Annotated in this window: 21 protein-coding genes and 1 tRNA gene; 17 read left to right on the top strand and 5 right to left on the bottom strand. The window is 71.7% G+C overall.

Features of this window, described 5'->3' with window-relative positions; genetic code table 11:
• Positions 1-295: 295 nt before the first annotated feature.
• From sdhC to EDD54_RS20865, 10 genes are all read left to right on the top strand, one after another.
• Positions 296-694 (top strand): succinate dehydrogenase, cytochrome b556 subunit, encoded by a 399-nt coding sequence (gene sdhC / locus EDD54_RS20910; protein ID WP_126540529.1) that lies wholly within the window; start codon positions 296-298, stop codon positions 692-694.
• An 11-nt stretch (positions 695-705) separates the two neighbouring features.
• On the top strand, positions 706-1,098 hold the full coding sequence (sdhD, locus tag EDD54_RS20905) for a succinate dehydrogenase, hydrophobic membrane anchor protein (protein ID WP_245515839.1): 393 nt from the start codon (positions 706-708) through the stop codon (positions 1,096-1,098).
• Between the two features lie 2 nt (positions 1,099-1,100).
• Positions 1,101-2,936 carry a succinate dehydrogenase flavoprotein subunit gene (gene sdhA, locus EDD54_RS20900; protein ID WP_126540528.1) on the top strand — a complete coding sequence of 612 codons (1,836 nt, stop codon included), beginning with the start codon at positions 1,101-1,103 and terminating at the stop codon, positions 2,934-2,936.
• Between the two features lie 36 nt (positions 2,937-2,972).
• Positions 2,973-3,752 (top strand): succinate dehydrogenase iron-sulfur subunit, encoded by a 780-nt coding sequence (locus EDD54_RS20895; protein ID WP_126540527.1) that lies wholly within the window; start codon positions 2,973-2,975, stop codon positions 3,750-3,752.
• A 53-nt stretch (positions 3,753-3,805) separates the two neighbouring features.
• On the top strand, positions 3,806-4,624 hold the full coding sequence (locus EDD54_RS20890; protein ID WP_166653475.1) for a nucleotidyltransferase domain-containing protein: 819 nt from the start codon (positions 3,806-3,808) through the stop codon (positions 4,622-4,624).
• A 130-nt stretch (positions 4,625-4,754) separates the two neighbouring features.
• Entirely contained in the window at positions 4,755-5,522 is a 768-nt protein-coding gene (locus EDD54_RS20885) for a hypothetical protein (protein ID WP_126540525.1), read from the top strand.
• 188 nt (positions 5,523-5,710) lie between these two features.
• Positions 5,711-6,490 carry a hypothetical protein gene (locus tag EDD54_RS20880; protein WP_126540524.1) on the top strand — a complete coding sequence of 260 codons (780 nt, stop codon included), beginning with the start codon at positions 5,711-5,713 and terminating at the stop codon, positions 6,488-6,490.
• Between the two features lie 172 nt (positions 6,491-6,662).
• Positions 6,663-8,048 (top strand): cell envelope integrity protein CreD, encoded by a 1,386-nt coding sequence (creD, locus tag EDD54_RS20875; RefSeq protein WP_126540523.1) that lies wholly within the window; start codon positions 6,663-6,665, stop codon positions 8,046-8,048.
• Between the two features lie 224 nt (positions 8,049-8,272).
• Positions 8,273-8,752 (top strand): arsenate reductase/protein-tyrosine-phosphatase family protein, encoded by a 480-nt coding sequence (locus EDD54_RS20870; protein WP_126540522.1) that lies wholly within the window; start codon positions 8,273-8,275, stop codon positions 8,750-8,752.
• A 151-nt stretch (positions 8,753-8,903) separates the two neighbouring features.
• Positions 8,904-8,993, top strand: a tRNA-Ser gene (locus EDD54_RS20865).
• 194 nt (positions 8,994-9,187) lie between these two features.
• Here the strand turns inward: EDD54_RS20865 and EDD54_RS20860 are convergent.
• Complete coding sequence (locus EDD54_RS20860) at positions 9,188-9,604, bottom strand: ester cyclase (RefSeq protein ID WP_126540521.1); 417 nt, start codon at positions 9,602-9,604, stop codon at positions 9,188-9,190.
• Between the two features lie 247 nt (positions 9,605-9,851).
• Positions 9,852-10,757, bottom strand: a complete 906-nt coding sequence (locus EDD54_RS20855) for a LysR family transcriptional regulator (RefSeq protein WP_126540520.1) — start codon at positions 10,755-10,757, stop codon at positions 9,852-9,854.
• A 236-nt stretch (positions 10,758-10,993) separates the two neighbouring features.
• Here EDD54_RS20855 and EDD54_RS20850 point away from each other — a divergent pair, with 236 nt between their 5' ends.
• The 4 genes from EDD54_RS20850 (at position 10,994) to EDD54_RS20835 (ending at position 16,480) form a co-directional block, all read left to right on the top strand.
• Positions 10,994-11,419 (top strand): DoxX family protein, encoded by a 426-nt coding sequence (locus EDD54_RS20850; protein WP_245515838.1) that lies wholly within the window; start codon positions 10,994-10,996, stop codon positions 11,417-11,419.
• A gap of 23 nt (positions 11,420-11,442) precedes the next feature.
• Positions 11,443-12,378, top strand: a complete 936-nt coding sequence (locus tag EDD54_RS20845) for a VOC family protein (RefSeq protein WP_126540519.1) — start codon at positions 11,443-11,445, stop codon at positions 12,376-12,378.
• A gap of 222 nt (positions 12,379-12,600) precedes the next feature.
• On the top strand, positions 12,601-14,472 hold the full coding sequence (locus EDD54_RS20840; protein WP_126540518.1) for a sigma-54-dependent Fis family transcriptional regulator: 1,872 nt from the start codon (positions 12,601-12,603) through the stop codon (positions 14,470-14,472).
• 208 nt (positions 14,473-14,680) lie between these two features.
• Positions 14,681-16,480: an NAD(P)/FAD-dependent oxidoreductase gene (locus EDD54_RS20835; RefSeq protein WP_126540517.1), complete on the top strand. Its 1,800-nt coding sequence runs from the start codon at positions 14,681-14,683 to the stop codon at positions 16,478-16,480.
• Between the two features lie 225 nt (positions 16,481-16,705).
• Here the strand turns inward: EDD54_RS20835 and EDD54_RS20830 are convergent, their stop codons facing one another.
• The 3 genes from EDD54_RS20830 to EDD54_RS20820 form a co-directional block, all read right to left on the bottom strand.
• Positions 16,706-17,644, bottom strand: a complete 939-nt coding sequence (locus tag EDD54_RS20830; RefSeq protein ID WP_126540516.1) for an acetamidase/formamidase family protein — start codon at positions 17,642-17,644, stop codon at positions 16,706-16,708.
• 135 nt (positions 17,645-17,779) lie between these two features.
• Positions 17,780-18,673 (bottom strand): NAD(P)-dependent oxidoreductase, encoded by an 894-nt coding sequence (locus EDD54_RS20825; RefSeq protein WP_166653474.1) that lies wholly within the window; start codon positions 18,671-18,673, stop codon positions 17,780-17,782.
• 214 nt (positions 18,674-18,887) lie between these two features.
• Entirely contained in the window at positions 18,888-19,604 is a 717-nt protein-coding gene (locus EDD54_RS20820) for an enoyl-CoA hydratase/isomerase family protein (protein ID WP_126540514.1), read from the bottom strand.
• 116 nt (positions 19,605-19,720) lie between these two features.
• Here EDD54_RS20820 and EDD54_RS20815 point away from each other — a divergent pair, with 116 nt between their 5' ends.
• From EDD54_RS20815 to pcaC, 3 genes are read left to right on the top strand one after another with little or no spacing between them, the layout of a single operon-like run.
• The gene (locus EDD54_RS20815) at positions 19,721-20,491 is read left to right on the top strand and encodes an alpha/beta fold hydrolase (RefSeq protein ID WP_126540513.1); all 771 of its coding nucleotides are present in this window, start codon (positions 19,721-19,723) and stop codon (positions 20,489-20,491) included.
• 9 nt (positions 20,492-20,500) lie between these two features.
• Positions 20,501-21,229, top strand: coding sequence for a GntR family transcriptional regulator (locus EDD54_RS20810; RefSeq protein WP_126540512.1), 729 nt, complete (start codon positions 20,501-20,503; stop codon positions 21,227-21,229).
• A complete protein-coding gene (gene pcaC / locus EDD54_RS20805; protein WP_126540511.1) occupies positions 21,226-21,624 on the top strand; it encodes a 4-carboxymuconolactone decarboxylase in 399 nt (132 codons plus the stop codon). Before EDD54_RS20810 ends, pcaC begins: the two co-directional genes overlap by 4 nt.
• Positions 21,625-21,689 lie beyond the last annotated feature (65 nt).

The raw sequence follows: 21,689 nt of genomic DNA, 5'->3' as shown, positions 1-21,689 counted from the left end.
CGCGCCAGGGTTAAGGCTCGGTACACCCCGCGGCCGGCCGCCGCAGCGACACCTCGGCCCCTTCCGCCGGCCTCACCGAAACGTTACCCCCGTCTCCGCTGCGCCGGCCGCCGACGGCGCGCGGTTCGGGCGCATTAGACTTATTGCGCTGCAAGATGGCCTTTGACGCAAGGGGACCGAGAAGCTAGAAGAAACCGAAGACGATCAATCACTTGACGCTTACGTAAACGTCAGGTGACGTGTTCGGAAGGACCGAGCTTCCGTCCGCCGCAGAGCCGAGGGGATCAAGAGACCGATGGCCGACGCCAGACCCGCCGTTTCGCGGCCGCTCTCGCCGCACCTCCAGATCTTCCGCCCGATCCTGACGATGACGATGTCGATCGTCCATCGCATCACCGGCGCGGGCCTCTATTTCGGCATGGCGCTGCTGGCATGGTGGTTCGTCGCCGCCGCGAGCGGGCCGGCGGCCTTCGCCTGCGCGAGCGCCTTCTTCGGCTCCTGGTTCGGCCAGCTCGTGCTGTTCGGCTTCACCTGGGCCCTCGTCCACCACGCCCTCGGCGGCATCCGCCACTTCATCTGGGACCTCGGCTACGGCTTCGGCCTCGAGGCGCGCAACTTCATGGCCAAGGCGACCATCGTCGGCTCGGTCGCGCTCACCCTGATCCTGTGGATCGTCGCCTTCGTCGTCGCCTGAGGTCTGACATCATGGCCAAGTCCCAGTCCATGCGCACGCCGCTCGGCAAGGTCCGCGGCCTCGGCTCCGCCAAGTCGGGCACCGAGCACTTCTGGCGCCAGCGCGTCACCGCCGCCGCCAACCTGATCCTGACGGCGGTCTTCGTCGTCGTGGTGATCGCGCTGCAGGCCGGCACCTACGCCGACGTCCGCGCCGCCCTCGCCAACCCGGTGCTCAACGTCCTGACGATCGGCATGGTCGTCTCGATCGTCTGGCACATGAAGATCGGCATGCAGGTGATCGTCGAGGACTACGTCCACACGGACAACCTCAAGATCCTCGCGCTCGTCGCCAACACCTTCTTCTGCGGCCTCGTCGGCCTCGCGTCCGTCGTCGCCCTCGTCAAGATCGGTTTCGGAGCCTGAACATGGCGCAGTCCAACACCCCCGGCACCGCGAAGGGCTTCACCGTGGGCGGCCGCGCCTACACCTTCGTGGACCACACCTTCGACGTCGTCGTGGTCGGCGCCGGCGGCGCGGGCCTGCGCGCGGTGGTCGGCGCCTCCGAGGCGGGCTTGCGCACCGCCTGCATCACCAAGGTGTTCCCGACCCGCTCGCACACCGTCGCCGCCCAGGGCGGCATCTCCGCCTCGCTCGGCAACATGGGGCCGGACGACTGGCGCTGGCACATGTACGACACCGTCAAGGGCTCCGACTGGCTCGGCGACCAGGACGCCATCGAGTATCTCTGCAAGAACGCCCCCGCGGCGGTCTACGAGCTCGAGCACTGGGGCGTGCCCTTCTCGCGCACCGAGGAAGGCAAGATCTACCAGCGGCCCTTCGGCGGCATGACCACCAACTACGGCGAGGGCCGCGCCCAGCGCACCTGCGCCGCCGCCGACCGCACCGGCCACGCCATCCTGCACACGCTCTACGGCCAGTCGCTGCGCTATTCGGCGGAGTTCTTCGTCGAGTATTTCGCCATCGACCTGATCATGGAGGACGGCGCCTGCCGCGGCGTGGTCGCCCTGTGCATGGACGACGGCACCGTCCACCGCTTCCGCGCCCACAAGACGATCCTCGCCACCGGCGGCTACGGCCGCGCCTATTTCTCCTGCACCTCGGCGCACACCTGCACCGGCGACGGCAACGCCATGGTGCTGCGCGCCGGCCTGCCGCTGCAGGACATGGAATTCGTCCAGTTCCACCCGACCGGCATCTACGGCGCCGGCTGTCTGATCACCGAGGGCTCGCGCGGCGAAGGCGGCTACCTCACCAATTCCGAGGGCGAGCGCTTCATGGAGCGCTACGCCCCCTCGGCCAAGGACCTCGCCTCGCGCGACGTCGTCTCGCGCGCCATGACCATGGAGATCCGCGAGGGCCGTGGCGTCGGCAAGTCCAAGGACCACATCTTCCTGCACCTCGACCATCTCGACCCGAAGATCCTGCACGAGCGCCTGCCCGGCATCTCCGAGAGCGCCAAGATCTTCGCCGGCGTCGACGTCACGCGCGAGCCGATCCCTGTGCTGCCGACCGTGCACTACAACATGGGCGGCATCCCCACCAACTTCCACGGCGAGGTGCTGACCAAGGTGGGCGGCGACCCGGACTGCGTCGTCCCCGGCCTGATGGCCGTCGGCGAGGCCGCCTGCGTCTCCGTGCACGGCGCCAACCGCCTCGGCTCCAACTCGCTGATCGACCTCGTGGTGTTCGGCCGCGCCTCCGGCGCCCGCTGCGCCGAGACCATCGAGCCGAACCAGCGCCACTCCGAACTGCCGAAGAACGCCGGCGAGAACTCGCTCGCCCGCCTCGACCGCTTCCGCCACGCGAGCGGCGGCACCCCGGTCGCGGAACTGCGCCTCTCGATGCAGCGGACCATGCAGAACAACTGCGCGGTGTTCCGCACCGGCGAGGTGCTGGAGGAGGGTCACGAACTGATCCACAAGGTCTGGGCCGGCACCGAGGACGCCAAGGTCACCGATCGCTCGCTGATCTGGAACACCGACCTGATCGAGGCGCTCGAATACGACAACCTGATCGTCCAGGCCGTCGTGACCATGGACTCGGCCGTCAACCGCAAGGAGAGCCGCGGCGCCCACGCCCGCGAGGACTTCCCCGACCGCGACGACACCGAGTGGATGAAGCACACGCTCGCCTTCGTCGACGACACGGCGCGCAGCGTCGCGATCGACTACCGCCCGGTGCACACCTACACCATGTCCAACGAGATCGAGTACATCGCGCCGAAGGCGCGCGTGTACTGAGCCCTACGGCGGAACGAAGCTGAAGGAAGAGCCAAGATGGTCCAGCTCACGCTGCCGAAGAACTCGCAGATGGTCGAGGGCAAGGTGTGGCCGAAGCCGGCCGGCGCCACCAAGCTCCGTGAATACCGGATCTACCGCTGGGATCCGGACGACGGCCGCAACCCGCGCATCGACACCTATTTCGTCGACCTCGACGACTGCGGTCCGATGATCCTGGACGGTCTGATCTGGATCAAGAACAAGGTCGACCCGACGCTGACCTTCCGCCGCTCCTGCCGCGAGGGCATCTGCGGTTCCTGCGCGATGAACATCGACGGCATGAACACGCTCGCCTGCACCAAGGGCATGGACGAGGTGAAGGGGCCGATCAAGATCTACCCGCTGCCGCACATGGCGGTGGTCAAGGACCTCGTGCCCGACCTCACCAACTTCTACGCCCAGCACCGTTCGATCGAGCCGTGGCTGCACACGGTGACGCCGGCGCCGGAGACCGAGTGGAAGCAGAGCCGCGACGACCGCGAGAAGCTCGACGGCCTCTACGAGTGCATCCTGTGCGCCTGCTGCTCGACCTCCTGTCCGAGCTACTGGTGGAACGGCGACCGCTACCTCGGCCCGGCCGCCCTGCTGCAGGCCTACCGCTGGCTGATCGACAGCCGCGACGAGGCCACCGGCGAGCGCCTCGACAATCTCGAGGACCCGTTCCGGCTCTACCGCTGCCACACCATCATGAACTGCGCGCAGACCTGCCCCAAGGGCCTCAACCCCGCCAAGGCGATCGCCGAGATCAAGAAGATGATGGTGGAGCGCCGCATCTGACCACCGACCTCGCCGCCGGCCGCGCCCTGCCGCCCGACTTCGATCCCGCCGTCGTGGCGGCGATCGACGGGCGGCTCCGCGCCGTCGGGGCCGAGCACGGCGCGAGGCTGCTGTTCGCCGTCGAGAGCGGCAGCCGGGCCTGGGGTTTTCCCTCGCCCGACAGCGACTACGACTGCCGCTTCCTCTTCCTGCGCCCGCCGGCGGACTACCTCGCGCTCCGGCCCGGCCGCGACGTGATCGAGTTTCCGATCGACGGCGACCTCGACGTCAACGGCTGGGACCTGCGCAAGGCCCTCGCGCTCGCCCTCGCCGGCAACGCCGTGATCGGCGAGTGGGCCGATGCCGCCATCACCTACGCCGATCCCGACGGGTTCAAGGCCGCGCTCCGCGCCGTGCTCGACGAGATCGTCGATCCCCGCCTCGTCGCCCGCCACCACGCCGGCCTCGTCTTCGCGCACCGCAACCGCTTCGACTACACGGGCGAGGTGCCGCTGAAGAAGCTGTTCTACGTCGTCCGCCCCGTCGCCGCGCTGGCGTGGATGCGGGCGCGCGGGTACCGCCACCAGCCGCCGATGAACCTTCGCGCCCTCCTCGCCGGCATCGACCTGCCGGCCGGTGTCGGCGCCGCGCTCGACGACCTCCTCGCCCGCAAGGCGGTGACGCGCGAACTCGGCACCGGCGTGCCGCCCGCCCCGCTGCGCGACTGGCTCGCCGCCGGCTTCGCCCTCGCCGACGAAGTCGCCCGCACGCCGCGCGCCCGGCCCGACGACGGCGCCCGCCGCGCCGTCGCGGACGCCTTCCTGCTCGCCTGCTTCGACCGCTTCTTCCCCGGCCCGCTCGCCGAACGGGGTGCCCTGGCCGAGAAGCCCTGACGGTCGCGCTTGCGCTTCGGCGGACCGTAATTCAACCTCCGGTCGGGCGATCGGCTTTCACGATCGTCCACCCGCCCGCCGGCCCCGGTCTCGGCGCCGGCGGGTGCGTTCGTTTTCCGGAGTGCTCGATATGGTGCGAACCCTTTTCCCGATCATTGCTTCCTTCGCCGTGCTGACCACCGCGGGAACGGCCCTCGCCGGCCCGTCCTGCGCCGCGCTGGCCGGCAAGTCCTTCGTCTTCCGCATCGACGGCGTGGAACAGGAGCAGTTCGACGACGACGTGAAGCCCTACGCCGCGGGCGGACGCTTCCGCCTCTACGCCGACGGCCGCCACGGTCTGGTGCGCTACTTCGTCAACGGCGCCGGATCCGAAGCCGGCTTCCGCACACAGGACGTCGAATGCCAAGGTGACGACGGCATCCCTCCGCGCCTGACCTTCTGGCGCAAGGACCAGTCGGAACTCACGCTGGTTTTCCGCCATGGTCCGGCCGGTGACCTGATCCTGACCGCGGCCTGGCCCGGCGGCCTCGTCGCCCGCGGCGACGCCGCACCGCTGGTGCCGGGCCGGGCCGCCTCGGCGCCCTGCACCGCCTTCGGCGGGCGCTTCGCCGCCCTGATCGGAGGGCGAGACGCCGGTCTCGGGAAATACGCCCCGGCCGTCGCCGAACTCAACGACTACGTGTTCAAGTCCGGCAAGGGCTCCTCGGACGCCGCCGCCGAGGTGGTCTGCACGGCTGCACCCGAGTTCGGCCCCGGCGCGGCCCGCCTCGTCATCGGCAACGGCCCCGGCAAGAAGATCACCAGCGGCTACGTCGCCGCCGCCTCGCGCGACCGCGTCGTCTACGTCGACGAGACCCCCGGCCGCGCCACCAGCGGCTGGTTCCACCGCCAGCCCTGACGGCGGCAGCCGCCCCTTCAGACCCGCACGAACGGCCGGTCCCGTCCCCCGACGGGGCCGGCCGCTTCGCATCGGGACCGCCTCGTCGAAGTCGACCATCCCGACCTTGCCCGCGTGGACCGTAAGTCGTCTCTGCCGCGCCCCGGCGTCGTGCCGGCCGCCGCGGCCATCCGAACCGAGGGTCCATCATGAAGACCGTTCTCCTCGCCACCGCCGGCCTCGCGCTCGCCGCCGGCTTCGCCAGCCCCGCCGCAGCCGCGTCCAGTTGCGCCGACGTCGCCGGCCGCACCTACGTCTACGCCCTGAAGGGCAACACCAAGCCCGGCGCCGTCGTCCAGGCCCACGCCGCGATCGGGCGCATCGTGCTCGGCGCCGGCGGCGCCGGCGTCGCCAACAGCTTCGTCAACGGGCCCGGCGCGGTCGCCGGCTTCCGCGACGACAAGGTCGCCTGCTCGGACGTGCCCGGCCAGCCGCCGCGCCTCGTCTTCACCGGCGGCGGCACCTCCTTCGAGCTGCGCTTCCACACCAAGGGTAGCGCCGCCGAACTCGTGCTGATGCGCGACAACCCGCTCCAGGCCACCATCGGCGACGCCGTCGCCGACCCGAGCGCGGCGACCGGCGGCCGCTACGACGCCTGCCTCGCCGCCAACGGCGTCTTCGTCGGCGCCGCCGAGGGCCCCTATCTCGGCGGCACCGAGTCCGCCACGCTCGCCCGCTACACCTTCGTGTCCGGCTCCGGCCCGGTGTCCTATCTCGCCGAGCGCGCCGATTCGGTCGTCGCCCTCGTCAACCAGCGCGTCGTCTGCAAGACCGCCAACGCCGCCGGCGCCGGCCGCTTCATCTTCAGCGCCGGCGCGGGCGTCGCCGGATCGGCGATCGTCTACTCGACCGCCAACAGGACGCGCTTCGCGATCATCGAGGAGAAGGTCGGCTCGCCGGCCCTCGGCTGGGTCTACCGCCAGCCGTGACGGCGCCGATCGGAAACGGGATCTCCGCCACGTTCGGGGGCGGATCGCGAAATCGCCGCGATCCGCCCCCGCTTCCGTCGCCCTCGCACCCCGGCTTCGACGTCTTCCCTCGCGATCCTCGCCCCGCGGCCGCCCCGACGGGATCACCGGCGGTCGCGACCCGGGGGACACCATGACCGCGACCACCACCGAGACGCCCGCCGCGCCGCGGGCCGAGCCGCCGCCGCGCGGCGGCTTCCTGCGCAGCCCGACCGCCAAGTTCGTCTTCATCGCCCTTTTGTCGCTGCTGCTGATCGTGCCGCAGTTGATGGTCTACGCCCTCAAGGACGAGCGCGCCGGCCGCCGCGACGAGGTGGTCGCCACCATCGCCCGCGACTGGGCCGGTCCGCAGCGCCTGTTCGGGCCCGTCCTCCTGGTGCCCTATACCGTCGCCACCTCCGCCGGCACCCGCGACGGCCTGCCCTACACCGCGACCGTCGAGACCCGCACCGCGGTGATCCTGCCGGAGCGCTTCGCGCTCGCCGGCGACCTCGCCGCCGAGACGCGCCGGCTGTCGCTCTACGAGGTCCCCGTCTACGGCGCGACCGCGACGCTGACCGCGCATTTCGGCCCGGTCGGCCCCGAGCACTTCCCCGGCGACGTCCGCGGCGTCGACCGCGCCCGCGCCGTGCTGTCGATCGGCATCTCGGACCTCGGCGGCATCGAGACCGCCGACCTCGCCGTCGCCGGCACGTCGGCGAGCCTCGAGTCCGGTGTCGGCGTCGCCGGCGGCGCGGTCGGGCTGCACGCCGCCCTGCCGGCCGGCCTCCTCGACGCCACCACCGCCGGCGGCTTCGACGTGACGCTCGCGCTGCGGCTGAAGGGCTCGGGCGGTTTCCAAGTCGCCCCGGTCGGCCGGACGTCCGAGGTGAAGCTCGCCTCGAACTGGCCGCATCCCGGCTTCTCCGGCGGCACGCTGCCGTCCGAACGCGCGCTCCGCCCCGACGGCTTCGAGGCGACCTGGCGCGTGCCGCAGCTCGCCCGCAACGTGCCGCAGACGTGGACCGCCGAGACCGAGGGCTACGACCGCTTCGACGGCGAAACCGTCGGCGTCGACCTCGCCGCCCCGCTCGACCTCTACGCCCTGGTCGACCGCGCCCTGAAATACGGCCTGATGTTCGTCGGCGCCGTCTTCGGCATCGTCTTCGTGCTCGAGATCCTGTCGCCGCGCCGCATCCACATCGTGCAATATGCCCTGGTCGGCCTCGTCCTGGTGTTCTTCTACGTGCTGCTGCTCGCCTTCGCCGAGCAGATCGGCTTCGGCCCCGCCTATGCCGTCGCCTCGCTGGCCACCGGCGGCGTCGTCACCGCCTTCGTCGGCATGCAGCTCGGCGGCCTCGTCCGCACCGCCGTCGCCGCCGGCGCCTTCGGCGCGTTGTTCGGGCTGCTCTACGCGATCCTGCGCCTCGAGGACGTCGCGCTGATGGCTGGCGCGGTCACCGGCTTCGTCCTCCTCACCGTCGTGCTGTTCGCGACCCGCCGGGTCGACTGGTCGGGCACCGCGCCGGCGGGAACCTGACGGCGCCCCGCGCGTTCGATCGGGCGGCCCGGACACCCGTCCGGCGCCGCCCCGGAGTTCGACCGACGGCGGTTGGCCTGTTCGATGCATGGGCCCGGACCGGGACCCCGGGGAGCCGCGGCGTCGCGGATCCCCGGGGACCCCGGGCGTCACCGCGCCGACACGTGATTCCGGCAAGGATCGCGCCGTCGGGTGGGCGCCGCGACGGCCACCAGGAGACGCGCATGCAGTCGTTCGACGTCCTGTTCCTGTGCGAGACCAACGCCGCCGTGAGCCTGATGGCCGAGGCGCTCGTCAACCACCGCGCCGACCCGCGCATCCGCGCCTTCAGCGCCGGCCGCAATCCCGCCCCGCGCATGCTCGAGGAGGCCCGCGCCGCCCTCGCCGCCGCCGCCGTGCCCGCCGACGGCCTCGAACCGAAGGCGTGGACGATCTTCTCCCTGCCCGGCGCCCGCCGTCCGGACGTCGTCGTCGACCTCGCCACCGTCACCTGGACCGGCCCGGGCGTCTCCGCCTTCCCCGACGTGCCGGTGCTACGCTGGCCGCTGCGCGACCCCGCCCTCGCCACCGACCGCCGCGAGCGCCGCGGTCTCGCCGAGGTCGTCCGCGACGCCCTCTCCGGCCGCATCGCCGACGAGCTCGCCGCCCGCCTCCTCGCCCCGGCCCGTCCCTCGCGCACCCCCGGCTTCGCCGCCGCCGTCTAAAGGGCGCCCGCACGAGCGGTCGACCGTGACGACCGGCCCGGGCGGCCCCGGCGATGGGGCGCGCACGCCCGTTTTCGCTTTGCCGCGCAAGACGCTTGAACCCTGCGCCGCGATGAGTATAGTCCCGCCCGCGACGTCAAGTCGGCCCCGCGGAGAGGTGGCCGAGTGGTTTAAGGCGCACGCCTGGAACGCGTGTATACGGGAAACCGTATCGAGGGTTCGAATCCCTCCTTCTCCGCCATTTCCTTCCCCATCGTGTCGGATCGCTTCGCTCCCGGTTGCTGAAGGCCGACCCGGGGGGCGCTCGTTCGCTCGGAATTCCGTGGCCGCGCGATCACTTGCGACGTGAACTGCAGGCGCACGCCGGAACGGCGATCTCCGGAACGAGGTCGGCCCGGGAAGTCCCGGGCCGGAGAGTTTGAGCGAACGTTCGGATCACTTCTCGAAGGCGCCCATCTGGAAGAGGCCGCCGAGCCAGTCCTCGAGGTGCCAGGTCTTCTGCACCATGCCCTGGTCGTTGAACTCGTGGATGTCGATGGTCATGATGGTGAAGGGGCGACCCTTGGCCGGGAAGCCGGCGAAGGGGCCGACCTGGGTGGCGGTGTAGGACGAGCGGACGGCGACCTTGTTGCCCTCCTGGACGATGTCCTCGATCGTCAGCTTGCCGTTGCCGAAGGTGGCGGCGAAGCCCGGGATCAGCTTCTTGAAGCCCTCGCGACCCGGTTCCTCTCCCGGGGCGGCGGGGATGTGGACCCAGTCCTCGGCGATGATCCGGTCCAGGAGGCTGGGATCGTTCTGGTTGAAGGTCTCGTAGAAGATGCGGATCTTCTCCTTGTAGTCGTCCCGGGCCATGGCGGCCCCGGTGAACGGCGACAGGGCGGCGGCGGTGGCGACGGCCAGGGCGGTGCGGCGGGTGATGGACAGGGTGACCTCCTCATCTCACGTTTCGGGTCGAGGCTTGCGGATCGCGGCCGCTCCGGCTCGTGCGATCTCGCGGCCCGACGAGATGAAGCTAGATCTCAACTCCCAGGAGATCATCCGGCGGATCGTTGATCCAGGCTTTCCTGATTGGAGATGATCGCCTCGTCTGCCGACCCCGTCACAGCGCCCCCAGCGGGCCGCCGAAGCCTTCGGGACCGGCGAGGAAGTCGAGGAAGCTGCGGGTCTTGGCCGGCAGGTAGCTGCGGTCGGAGTAGATTGCGGACAGGGCCACCGTGGGCGCCGGGAGTTCGGGGAGAAGCCGCTCCAGCCGGCCCTCGGCCAGATCGGCGCGCGCGACGGGGTGGGGCATGATCGCGATGCCCATTCCTTCCAGCGCGGCCTGAAACAACAGCGTCTCGTTGGAACTCTGCATGACCGGGATCATCCGGACCTCGGGCGCGTTCGGGCCCAACCCCAGACGCACACGCCCGCCCGTGGTGACCGGACTGTAGGCCAGGAACGGCGCACCGTTCAGGTCGGAGACGTCCCTCGGGCGGCCGATCCGATCCAGGAGGGCGGGGGCGGCCACGATGTGGAAGGTCACGTCCACCAACCGCCGCGCGATCAGGCCTTCGTCCAGCGTCGGGCTGACGCGCAGGGCGAGGTCGTAGCCGTCCTCGACCAGATTGACCGGGCGCCCGCTGAGGTCGAGATCGAAGGCGACGTCGGGATATCGCCTGCGAAAGGCCGCCAGCACCCGGACAAAGCCCGGTTCGGCCAGCCACACGGGCATGCTGATCTTCAGCGTTCCGCGCGGGTCGATGGTCGAATTCGCCAGCCGCGCACCCGCCTCGTCGAGCCCTTCCAGCAGGGGACGCACGGCGGCGAGGTAGATCGCGCCCGCCTCGGTCAGACTGACGCTGCGACTGGTGCGGTTCAGGAGCCGCGCGCCGACCGCGGCCTCGATGTGCTGGACGTGCTTGCTGGTCATCGCGGCCGAGATGTTCATGCGGTCGGCGACGGCCGCGAAGCTCTTCGCCTCGGCCACGGCGGCAAAGACCCGCAGGCTGAGCAGGCTGTCCATGATGTCCTCCAGGCGAACCCACGTGGTGCAGCGGGCGAAGATCGGTGTCGCAGCGGGCAGGGTAGAGGCGGCCGACATTGCCGATCAATACAGGAGCCCTCGACATTCGCGCCGATCATCAACCCGGGAGAAAGGCAGCCTTCGGCCTCGCGCCGATGATCGGAGGTGGGGGACCGGCTATCTCCGGCGGCACGAGACACGGGGGCCGATGCCCCCCGAACCCGGAAGGACAGACCATGACCATGACTTCGACCGTCTCCGCCCCCACCCGCCGCGGCTGGAATGTCGCCCTCTGGGCCGGCCAGATCGCGCTTGCGGCTCTCTACCTGATGGGAGCCTGGTTCCACTCTCTCTCCCCGGAAGAGGCCGCCAAGATGGGCGCGGTCTGGATGTCGGACGTGCCGATCGCACTGCCCCGGTTCATCGGCGCGATGGAAGTGCTCGGCGTGATCGGGCTGATCCTGCCTGCCGCGACCCGGATCATGCCGCATCTGACCGTCTGGGCCGCCGCGGGTCTGCTCGCCATCCAGGTGCTGGCCGTGCCGTTCCATGCGCTGCGCGGCGAATTCGCACCGCTGCCTTTCAACCTGATCTACGTGGCGCTCGCCGTGTTCGTCCTCTGGGGCCGTACCCGCAAGGCGCCCATCGCGCCCCGCGCCTGATCGCCGGATCCGAGGAGACCGACATGGACACCCCTGCCCTCGCCCTTGCTCGGCAACGCGCAGCCGACCACCTTCCCGAACGGCTGACCTGGGGGCCTCTGACCTTGTCGGTCACCGACCTCGACCGCGCCGCGGCGTTCTGGACCGACGTCGTCGGTTTCGTGCGCCGCCACGACCGCGGTCCGGGCCTCGCGCTCGGCAGTCCCGACCGGACGCTGGTGGTGCTCGCCCCCGGTGCCGCCGGCCCGGTCGCGAGGGGCCACGCGGGCATGTACCACGTGGCCTTCGGAATGCCGAGCCGGGCCGAATTCGCCCGCCGGATGCGGCGGTTCCTCGACCTCGGCATTCGCTTCTCGCCGGTCGATCACCTGATGTCGAAGGCGATGTACCTCGACGACCCCGATGGCCACGGCATCGAGATCGCCTACGAGACGCCCGAGCGCTTTGGCCGGTTCGCCTTCGACGGCGGCCGGTTCGCCATGTTCGATGCGTCGGGCCGTCCCCACGGCGGGCGCGATCGCCTGGATCTTCGGGCCGAACTGGCTGCGCTCGACGGCACCGATCCGGCCCTGCCGGTGCACCGCGACGCGACGGTTGCGCACCTGCACTTGCACGTGCCCGCGCTGGAGCCCGCCCAGGCCTGGTTCGAGTCCCTGGGCTTTGCCCGCAACCTGAATCTTCCCGACTTCGGCATGGCCGACATGGGCACGGGGGCACCTTATACGCACCGGCTCGCGATGAATCTCTGGGCCGGCCCCGGCGCGCGTCCCGCCCCGCGCGCTTCGGCGCGGCTTCTGTCCTACCGACTGGAGACGACCGACCGCGACATCTTCGCCGCCGCCAAGGCTCGCTTGGCCCAGGATCCTGCCACCGGAGCCCTTTCCGGAACCGATCCCGCAGGCGTCGTCGTGACGCTGGCCCTGCGTAGCGCCGAGCGCCCCGAGGAGGACGCGGCTTGACCCTGCCGCGGAGCCTCGCGCCCCCCACGGCCTCCGGGCTCCGTGCTCGCTGCCCTCGGTGGCGATGACGGTGGCGATCGTCGCCGCGGACGATGCGGCGCTCGTTCCGGCCGCGGCCGCGCCATGGTTCCGCGCCCTCGCGACGGCGCACCCGATCCCGACGACCGAATTGGCGGCCCGGCCGCGGCCGTGCATACTCGCGGGCGGAGGAGGACCCCGGGAATGTCGGCTCGATCGCACGTCGAGGAGATCGCGCGCGTCGCCATGGGCGCGCGCTCGCGGCGGGACGCGCCGGTGGTGCGGTCGTGGCTGCGCTGCATCAACGACTACCGGCTCGACCCGGCGGCGGCCCAGGAGGCTTACATCGTCCCCGAGACGATCCTGAAGGAGCACCGCGAGCAGGCCGAGGAGCTGATCCGGATTGGCCGCTCCGGCCTCGAGCGCCTGTTCGGCCACGTCGCCGAACAGAACTACGTGCTGCTGCTGTCCGACGCCCGCGGCGTCACCGTCGACTTCATGGGCGACCCGACCTTCGACAACCAGCTCCGCCGTGCCGGTCTCTACCTCGGCTCGGAATGGTCGGAGAGCCGGGCCGGCACCTGCGCCGTCGGCGCCTGCATCGTCTCCGGCGAGCCGGTCGTCATCCACCAGGACGACCATTTCGACACCAGCCACATCGGCCTGACCTGCACCGCCGCGCCGATCTTCGACACCCTCGGCGACCTCACCGCCGTGCTCGACATCAGCCAGCTGCGCTCGCCGACCGCCAAGGCCAGCCAGCACCTCGCGCTCCACCTCGTCTCCACCACCGCGCGGCGGATCGAACTCGCCAACCTGATGGCGCGCGCCCGCAACGACTGGGTGCTCCGCCTCGCCCGCTCGCCCGATTTCCTCGACGTCGACCCCGACTGCGCCGTCGCCCTCGATGGCGCCGGCCGCGTCACCGGCATGACCCACGGCGGCCTTCGCGCCCTCTCCGGCTTCCTCGGCCTCGACGGCCCGTCCACCGGCACGCTCGTCGGCCAGCCGATCTCCCGCTTCCTCGACCTCGAGGTCGACGACCTGCCGCGGCTGATGCGCGGCCGGCCGGACGGCGAGCGCGTCGTGCGCACCCGCGGCGGCTTCGCCCTGTTCGCCAGCGCGATCGCGCCGCCGGCAAGCTTCCGCGGCGTGCCGCAGCGACGGCCGGCGGTGCCGCGGGCGCTGCGCGAGCTCTCCTTCGGCGATCCCGCCATGGACGCCGTAGCCCAGCGCGCCGCCAAGCTCGCCGCCCGCGACATCCCGATCCTGATCCAGGGCGAAACCGGCACCGGCAAGGAGGTGCTCGCCCGCGCCATCCACGACAGCCGGCCGAACCCCGGCCGCTTCGTCGCGGTCAACTGCGCCGCGATCCCCGAGCAGTTGGTCGAGAGCGAGCTGTTCGGCTACGCCCCCGGCGCCTTCACGGGCGCCGCCGCCCGCGGCAAGCCCGGCCTGATCGAGCTCGCCGACGGCGGCACCCTGTTCCTCGACGAGATCGGCGACATGCCGCTCCTGTTGCAGAGCCGGCTCCTGCGGGTGCTCGCCGAGGGCGAGGTCACGCCGGTCGGCGGCGGCAGGGCCAAGCCCGTCCGCTTCCGCCTCGTCTCCGCCTCCCACCGCGGCATCGAGGCGATGGTCGCCGCGGGCCGCTTCCGCGAGGACCTCTGGTACCGCCTCGCCGCCGCGACGCTGAAGCTGCCGCCGCTGCGCGCCCGCACGGATTTCCAGGGCCTCGTCGACCACCTCCTGGAGCGGATCGGCCGCGAGACAGGCGAGACCCCGCGCCTCGGTCCGGGCGTCCGCATGGCGCTCGCCGCCCACCGCTGGCCCGGCAACGTCCGCGAACTCGTCAACGTGCTGAAAGTGGCCGCCGCGCTCTGCGACGACGGCACGATCACCCTCGGCGACCTGCCGGAGGGCCTCGCCGCGACCGCGACGCCGCCCGAGCCCGTCGGCGACACCCTGGCGCTGCTCGCGGCGGCCGGCGGCAACGTCTCCGAACTCGCCCGCCGCCTCGGCGTCGACCGCTCGACGGTGCACCGCCGGCTGCGGCGCGAACGCGGCGACGCCTGAGCGCCCGCGGCCGGCGTGGCGCCACACCTGTGGCGGCCGGCGTGGCGCGTGCAACGCCGCGGCCGCCGGCACCATCCTCCAAGTAACTGTTTTTCCTTACCTCGGCTCGTCCCGCCCCCCTTGGCACGGCCGTTGCGCTCCCCTCCCCGGCGCGGCGGCGGGAGGACGACGCCGCGCCACGTGGAAATCACTCGGGAGGAACGAAGGCATGCTCGACACCACACCGACCGGCAAGGTCCAGGCCTTCCTGGACCGCTTCGGCGACGCCCTCGCCGCCGGCGACATCGACGCCGCGGTCGGCCTGTTCGCCGAGGAGTGCTACTGGCGCGACCTCGTCACCTTCACCTGGAACATCAAGACCATGGAGGGCCGCGACGCGGTCCGCGACATGCTCTCCGCCTGCCTTTCCCGCACCGCGCCGACGGGTTGGCAGATCGCCGAGGGCACCGAGGCCAGCGAGAACGGCGGCATCGCCGAGGCCTGGATCTCGTTCGAGACCGCGGTCGCGCGCGGCTACGGCCTGATCCGGCTGAAGGACGGCCTGATCTGGACGCTGCTCACCACCATGGTCGAGCTGAAGGGCCACGAGGAGAAGGCTGGCTTCACCCGTCCGCTCGGCGCCCGCCACGGCGTCAACGTCGGCGCCCGCACCTGGAAGGAGGAGCGCGAGCACGAGGCCGCCACCCTCGGCTTCGAGACCCAGCCCGAGGTGCTGATCATCGGCGGCGGCCAGGGCGGCATCGCGCTCGGCGCCCGGCTGCGCCAGCTCGGCGTGCCCACCATCATCGTCGAGAAGAACGAGCGGGCCGGCGACAGCTGGCGCAAGCGCTACAAGTCGCTCTGCCTGCACGATCCGGTCTGGTACGACCACTTGCCCTACATCGACTTCCCGAAGAACTGGCCCGTCTTCGCGCCGAAGGACAAGATCGGCGACTGGCTCGAGATGTACGCCAAGGTCATGGAGCTCAACTATTGGTCGAGCACCACGGCGAAGAAGGCGACCTGGGACGACGCCGCCAAGGAATGGACCGTGGTGGTCGAGCGCGGCGGCCGCGAGATCGTGCTGAAGCCGAAGCAGCTGGTGTTCGCCACCGGCATGTCCGGCAAGGCCAACGTGCCGAAGTTCAAGGGCATGGAGACCTTCGCGGGCGAGCAGCACCATTCCTCGCAGCATCCGGGACCGGACGGCTGCAAGGGCAAGAAGGTGGTCGTGATCGGCTCCAACAACTCGGCGCACGACATCTGCGCCGCGCTATGGGAGAACGGCGTCGACGTCACCATGATCCAGCGCTCGACCACGCACATCGTGCGCTCCGAGCCGCTGATGGAGATCGGCCTCGGCGACCTCTACTCCGAGCGCGCGGTGCAGTCGGGGATGACCACGGCCAAGGCCGACCTGATCTTCGCCTCGGTGCCCTACCGGATCATGCACACCTTCCAGAAGCCGGTGTACGACAAGATCCGCGAGATCGACGCCGACTTCTACGCCGCGCTCGAGAAGGCGGGCTTCCAGCTCGACTTCGGCGTCGACGGCTCCGGCCTCTTCATGAAGTACCTGCGCCGCGGCTCGGGCTACTACATCGACATCGGCGCCTCGCAGCTGATCATCGACGGCAAGATCAAGCTGAAGGCCGGTCAGGTCGAGGAGATCGTGCCGGAGGGCGTCAAGCTGGCGAGCGGCGAGGTCGTGCCGGCCGACGTCATCGTCTACGCCACCGGCTACGGCTCGATGAACGGCTGGGTCGCCGACCTCGTCGACAAGGAGACCGCCGACAAGGTCGGCAAGGTCTGGGGCCTCGGCTCCGACACGCCGAAGGACCCCGGTCCCTGGGAGGGCGAGCAGCGCAACATGTGGAAGCCGACCGCCCAGGAGGGCCTGTGGTTCCACGGCGGCAACCTGCACCAGTCGCGCCACTACTCGCAGTTCCTGGCGCTGCAGCTGAAGGCCCGTCAGGTCGGCATCGAGACGCCGGTCTACGGCCTGCAACAGGTCCACCACAAGGGCTGATCCGAGACCTGTTCGGCCACACGCCGGGACGCTCCCACGACCGTCCCGGCATCCGGCGGCGCGGCGCCCTCCCCCGCGCCGCCGGGCCCCCTTCGCGTCATACCGAGCTCGCACAGTTCCGACCTCTGGTCGGAGCTGTGCGAGCGAGGAGCGCCCGACCGGGCGCCGGCCGGATGGCCGAAACACCGCAAAGTCCCGACGAGTCGGGAATTTGCGGGACCGGTATCAGAGCACCGCCTTCGCCAGCATCATGTGGACGCCCTTGTTGCCGTCGACCGTCTGGGTGACGCGGAGGTTCCCGGCGAGCGAGCACAGCATGTAGGCCTGGTTGCGCGTCAGGTTGGTGCGGGCGCAGACGTGGGCGACCATCTCGCGCACCGCCTGCTTGGCGGCGTCGTCGAGGTCCTCGTCTAGGCCGATCGAGATCAGGTGGTCCGCGGTCTCGGCAAAGGGCGAGCGGTAGCCGAGATCCTTGCGGACGGTGAGGCGGAAGGTGCCGCTGAGCGCGGTCTCGAGCGCGGTGATGCAGACTTCGCCGTCGCCCTGGACGCCGTGGCCGTCGCCGGCCGAGAACAGCGCGCCCTCGTTGAACACCGGCAGATAGAGCGTCGTGCCGGGCTTCAGTTCCTTGTTGTCCATGTTGCCGCCGAAGACGCGCGGCACCGGCGAGCCGCAGCGGCCCCAGGCCGGCGGCGGCGCCACCGCCATCACGCCGAAGAACGGGTCGAGCGGGATCTCCACGCCCCACGGCATGGTGCAGACGCCGCGCTCGGCGTCGATGGTCGGGTGGATGAACTCGTAGTCGGTGAACTCCTCCGGCAGCGTGCCGAGCAGCGGCAGGATGGCGACGAAGCCCCAGTCGAGCCGCGGCTTCACCTCGAGGATGTCGACCTGCAGCACGTCGCCGGGCTCGGCGCCCTCGACGTGGACGGGTCCGGTCAGGAAATGCGGCCCCGGATGGTGCGCCAGCGCGTCGAGCGCGGCGAGGAAGTCGTCGGGCACCGTCAGGCCGTTGGTCGGCAGCGACTCGCGCCCGCCCGACGGCACCGCGTGCAGGGTCACGGTGTCGCCGGAGGCGATCCGCAGCACCGGCGGCTGGCGGGCGTCGAGGAAGCCGTAGACCATGTTCTCGGGGGTGGCGGGGATCTCGTGGTGGCGGGCCATGGCGGCGCTCCTCGGCGGCGGCAGGGGGAAGGGACGGCGCCGATGGTTCCCCATCCGGCGCCCGCTGGCAAAGCCGAATGTCGGTCGCCCCGCCCGCCGCGCTGCCCGCGAATCGGGCAACGCCACCGGCGGCGTCTACTCCGACGGATCGCCGTCCCGCGCCGCCGCGCGCTCGGCGAACAGGCGCGCCACCACGGTGATGTCCTCGCGCCCGCCGAGTTCGTCGCGCGCCGCGCACCACAGCGCCTCCAGCGCCGCGAGACCGGAGGCTTCCACGCCGGCGCGCGCGGCGAGGTCGGAGGCGATCGCGATGTCCTTGCAGAACAGCGTCAGGGTCTGGCCGAAGTCGTAGCGGCCGGTCAGCACGTGGTGCGGCAGCTTGACCTCGGTGGCGTGGCTGCGCCCCGATCCGGCGGTCCACACCTTCAGCATCGTCTCCGGGTCGACGCCGAGCCGTGTGCCGATCACCAGCGCCTCGGACGCGGTCCACAGCGTCGCGGCCGACAGGAAGTTGTTGAGCGCCTTGACCACGTGGCCGGAGCCGACCGGCCCGACCCGGGTGACGTCGCCGCACATCGCCGACAGGATCGGCCGGCAGCGCTCGAACAGCACGGGATCGCCGCCGACCATGGCGGTCAGGCTGCCGTCGCGGGCCCGCGCCATGCCGCCGCTGACCGGGGCGTCGAGGAGGCCGACGCCGCGGGCGGCGAGATCGGCGGCGAGGCCCTCGGTCGAGCCCGGCGCCGCCGTCGACATGTCGATCACCGCCTCGCGCGCGATCGCGCCCACCGCCCCGCCCGGGCCGAGCAGGGCCGCGCGGACGTGGACGTCGGTCGGCAGCATGGTGACGACGACGCGGCCGGGGAGATCCGCGCCGGTCGTCGCCGCCGGCACGCCGCGGGCGCGGAACGGCGCCAGCGCCTCCTCCGAGAGGTCGGCGACGGCGAGCCGCGCGCCGGCGGCCAGCAGCCGCTCCGCCATCAGGCCGCCCATGCGGCCGACCCCGACGAACAGGATGGTCTCGTCCACGTCCGCGTCCTCCCTCGTGCCGGATTCCCGGTCTCGTCCCCATCGCACGGGCGGTCCCGACGGAGCGGGACCGCCCGGGCTCGGCTTCATACCTGTCCCGTGAAGTCCCGACTCGTCGGGACTTCACGGGGTCTCGGCCATTCGGCCGACGCCCGGTCGGGCGCTCCTCGCCCGCAACGTTCCGACCAGAGGTCGGAACGTTGCGGGTTCGGTGTCAGTGCCCCGCCGCGGTCCGGGCGGCGATCATGATCGCCATCTGGTCGACGCCGACCTTGGCCTCGAAGTCGTCGGAGAGGCCGGCGACGCGGCGGGCGAAGGTCCTGAGCAGCACCACCGACGCCTCGTCGAGCGCGGCGATCTCGCGGGCGAAGGCGAGCGCCCGGGCGTGGGCGGTGCCGGCCGGCACCACCTCGGTGGCGATGCCGATCTCGCGGGCCTCGTCGGCGCCGAACTCGCGGCTGGTCAGCGCCAGCTCGAAGGCGCGCTTGAACGGCACGAACTTGCCGAAATAGCTGAGCACGATCAGCGGCGGCAGCCGGTGCGACATCTCCGGCAGGGCGAAGCGCGCGCCGTCGCCGGCGATGGTGACGTCGCACTGGGTGGAGAAGCCGCAGCCGAAGCCGAAGGCCTTGCCCTCGACCGCCGCCACGAACGGCACCTTGGAGCCGCGCAGCCGGCTGTTGACCTCGAGGATCAGCGACAGGTCGGCCGCGACCTCGGCCGCCGAGGTCAGCCCCTTGGCGCCGATCCGGCCGGCGCAGAAGTTCTCGCCCTCGCCCGACAGCACCACCGCCCGCAGGCCCGGCGTCGCCAGCACGCCGTCGAGCGCGTCGGCGAAGGCGCGGATGCCGGCCGAGGTGATGTGGTTGCCGTCCGCGGCGAGGGTGAACACCACCCCGATGACGCCGCCGCCGTGGTCCTCGATCCGCATGTCACGCTCTCCCTTTCGAGCCGGTCCCCGCGTCGCCGTCCGCGACGCGGCTTGACCGTATGATTGTACGACAGTAATACGTTGATCCACCGCAATCGACCCCTCGGAGACCGCCCGTGGCCACCATCGACGTCAACGGCGAGACACTCGGCTACGACCGTGCCGGCGCCGGCGCCCCGCTCGTGCTGATCCACAGCCTCGGCACCGCCGCCTGGCTCTGGGCCGAGCAGATCCGGCGCTGGTCCACCCGCTTCGACGTGGTCGCCATCGACGCCCGCGGCCACGGCCGTTCCAGCCGAGACGGCGGTTTCACGGTGCGCAACGTCGCCGCCGACGTCGCCGCCGTGATCGACGCGCTCGGCCTCGGCCCGGCCGCGGTGGTGGCGATCTCCATGGGCGGGCCGATCGCCGCCAACCTCGTCGACCTCGCGCCGGAGAAGGTCTCGCGCCTCGTGATCGCCGACAGCTTCGCCACCCAGGGCGAGGCCGGCGCCCAGCGCGCCGCCGCGATCGCGGCGACCATCGCCGACAAGGGCATGGAAGCCTACGGCCGCCAGTATGCCGCCGACACCCTGGTCGAGGACGGCGACCCCGCCCATGCCGAGGCGCTCGCCGCCTCGATCGCCGCCATGTCGGCCGAGGCCTATGTCGAGGCCGCCAATTCGGTCTTCACCGCCGACGTGGTCGACCTCCTGAAGGCGATCCGGATTCCGGTGAAGGTCGTGGTCGGCGACCGCGACCAGCGCACGCCGCCGCGGCTCTCCGAGGAGATCGTCGGTCTCGTGCCCGGCGCGCTCTACGAGACCATCCCGGGCGCCCGCCACCTCGCCAACCTCGACCGGCCCGACGCCTTCCACGCCGCCGTCGACGGCTTCCTCGGCGCCTGAGCGGCGCCGGTGGACGCCGACGTCATCCCGGTCGAACCGATCGCCCGCGAGGCGGCACCGCTGCGCCGCCGCCTCGTCGCCGCCATCGCCGACCTGATCGGGCGCGGCGCGCTGGCACCGGGCGACCGGCTGGTCGAGAAGGACCTCTGCACCCGCTTCGCGGTCAGCCGCACCGTGCTGCGCGAGGCGCTGCGCGAACTCGAGAGCGCCGGTCTCGTCGAGCCCGGCGTGCGCGGGCTGGTGGTCGGCCGGATCTCGCGGCGCGAGGCCGAGAACGTCTACGCCGTCCGCGCCGCGCTGGAGGCGCTGACCGCCCGCGAGTTCTGCGCCCGCGCCGACGCGGCCGCCCGCGCCCGCCTCGCCGACGCCGCCGCGGCGATCGGCGCCGCCTGCGCCGCCGGCGACGGTGCGGCCGTGCTCGCCGCCAAGCGCGCCTTCTACGACGCCCTCGCCGACGGCGCCGACAACCCGGTCGCCCGCGAGATGCTCGCCCGGCTGCACGCCCGCACCGGCCTCCTGCGCGCGCGCTCGCTGGCGCGCCCCGGCCGGCTCGCCGCCTCGGCCGCCGAGATCGCCGCGCTCGCCGCCGCCCTCGCCGCCGGCGACGCCGACCGGGCCGGCGCGCTCACGGCCGCCCACGTCGCCGCGGCCGCCGCCGCGGCGCTCGCCCCCGACGACGCCGATCCCCCCGGGATCGGGCGCCCCGAACCGACGTTCGACAAGGAGATGGGACAATGACCGACGACCTCTACGAGAAGGGCCTGGAGATCCGGCGTGCCGTGGTCGGCAGCGCCTATGTCGACAAGTCGCTGGCCGAGGCCGACGACTTCACCCGCCCGCTGCAGGAGCTGGTGACCAAGTATTGCTGGGGCGAGGTCTGGAGCCGCGACGGCCTGCCGCGCCGCGACCGTTCGCTCCTCAACCTCGCCATGATCGCCGCCCTGAACCGGCCGCACGAGCTGAAGCTCCACGTCCGCGGCGCGCTCAACAACGGCCTCAGCCGCGACGAGATCCGCGAGGTCTTCCTCCAGGTCGCCATCTACTGCGGCGTCCCCGCCGCCCTCGACAGCTTCCGCGTCGCCCGCGAACTCTTCCGCGAGATCGACGCCGAGGCCGCGAAGAGCAACGGCTGAGCCGATCTTCTACCCTCCCCCTTGCGGGGAGGGTCGACGGCCGAAGGCCGGCGGGGTGGGGTACG

This window comes from Oharaeibacter diazotrophicus (genome assembly GCF_004362745.1).
Lineage (GTDB): Bacteria > Pseudomonadota > Alphaproteobacteria > Rhizobiales > Pleomorphomonadaceae > Oharaeibacter > Oharaeibacter diazotrophicus.
This window is presented reverse-complemented; position numbering and strand designations above follow the sequence as displayed.

Excerpts from the sequence above, each read along its gene's own strand:
- sdhC (WP_126540529.1), top strand. The coding sequence starts at position 296 with ATGGCCGACGCCAGACCCGCCGTTTCGCGGCCGCTCTCGCCGCACCTC.
- sdhD (WP_245515839.1), top strand. The coding sequence starts at position 706 with ATGGCCAAGTCCCAGTCCATGCGCACGCCGCTCGGCAAGGTCCGCGGC.
- sdhA (WP_126540528.1), top strand. The coding sequence starts at position 1,101 with ATGGCGCAGTCCAACACCCCCGGCACCGCGAAGGGCTTCACCGTGGGC.
- EDD54_RS20895 (WP_126540527.1), top strand. The coding sequence starts at position 2,973 with ATGGTCCAGCTCACGCTGCCGAAGAACTCGCAGATGGTCGAGGGCAAG.
- EDD54_RS20885 (WP_126540525.1), top strand. The coding sequence starts at position 4,755 with ATGGTGCGAACCCTTTTCCCGATCATTGCTTCCTTCGCCGTGCTGACC.
- EDD54_RS20880 (WP_126540524.1), top strand. The coding sequence starts at position 5,711 with ATGAAGACCGTTCTCCTCGCCACCGCCGGCCTCGCGCTCGCCGCCGGC.
- creD (WP_126540523.1), top strand. The coding sequence starts at position 6,663 with ATGACCGCGACCACCACCGAGACGCCCGCCGCGCCGCGGGCCGAGCCG.
- EDD54_RS20870 (WP_126540522.1), top strand. The coding sequence starts at position 8,273 with ATGCAGTCGTTCGACGTCCTGTTCCTGTGCGAGACCAACGCCGCCGTG.
- EDD54_RS20860 (WP_126540521.1), bottom strand. The coding sequence starts at position 9,604 with ATGGCCCGGGACGACTACAAGGAGAAGATCCGCATCTTCTACGAGACC.
- EDD54_RS20855 (WP_126540520.1), bottom strand. The coding sequence starts at position 10,757 with ATGGACAGCCTGCTCAGCCTGCGGGTCTTTGCCGCCGTGGCCGAGGCG.
- EDD54_RS20850 (WP_245515838.1), top strand. The coding sequence starts at position 10,994 with ATGACCATGACTTCGACCGTCTCCGCCCCCACCCGCCGCGGCTGGAAT.
- EDD54_RS20845 (WP_126540519.1), top strand. The coding sequence starts at position 11,443 with ATGGACACCCCTGCCCTCGCCCTTGCTCGGCAACGCGCAGCCGACCAC.
- EDD54_RS20840 (WP_126540518.1), top strand. The coding sequence starts at position 12,601 with ATGTCGGCTCGATCGCACGTCGAGGAGATCGCGCGCGTCGCCATGGGC.
- EDD54_RS20835 (WP_126540517.1), top strand. The coding sequence starts at position 14,681 with ATGCTCGACACCACACCGACCGGCAAGGTCCAGGCCTTCCTGGACCGC.
- EDD54_RS20830 (WP_126540516.1), bottom strand. The coding sequence starts at position 17,644 with ATGGCCCGCCACCACGAGATCCCCGCCACCCCCGAGAACATGGTCTAC.
- EDD54_RS20820 (WP_126540514.1), bottom strand. The coding sequence starts at position 19,604 with ATGCGGATCGAGGACCACGGCGGCGGCGTCATCGGGGTGGTGTTCACC.
- pcaC (WP_126540511.1), top strand. The coding sequence starts at position 21,226 with ATGACCGACGACCTCTACGAGAAGGGCCTGGAGATCCGGCGTGCCGTG.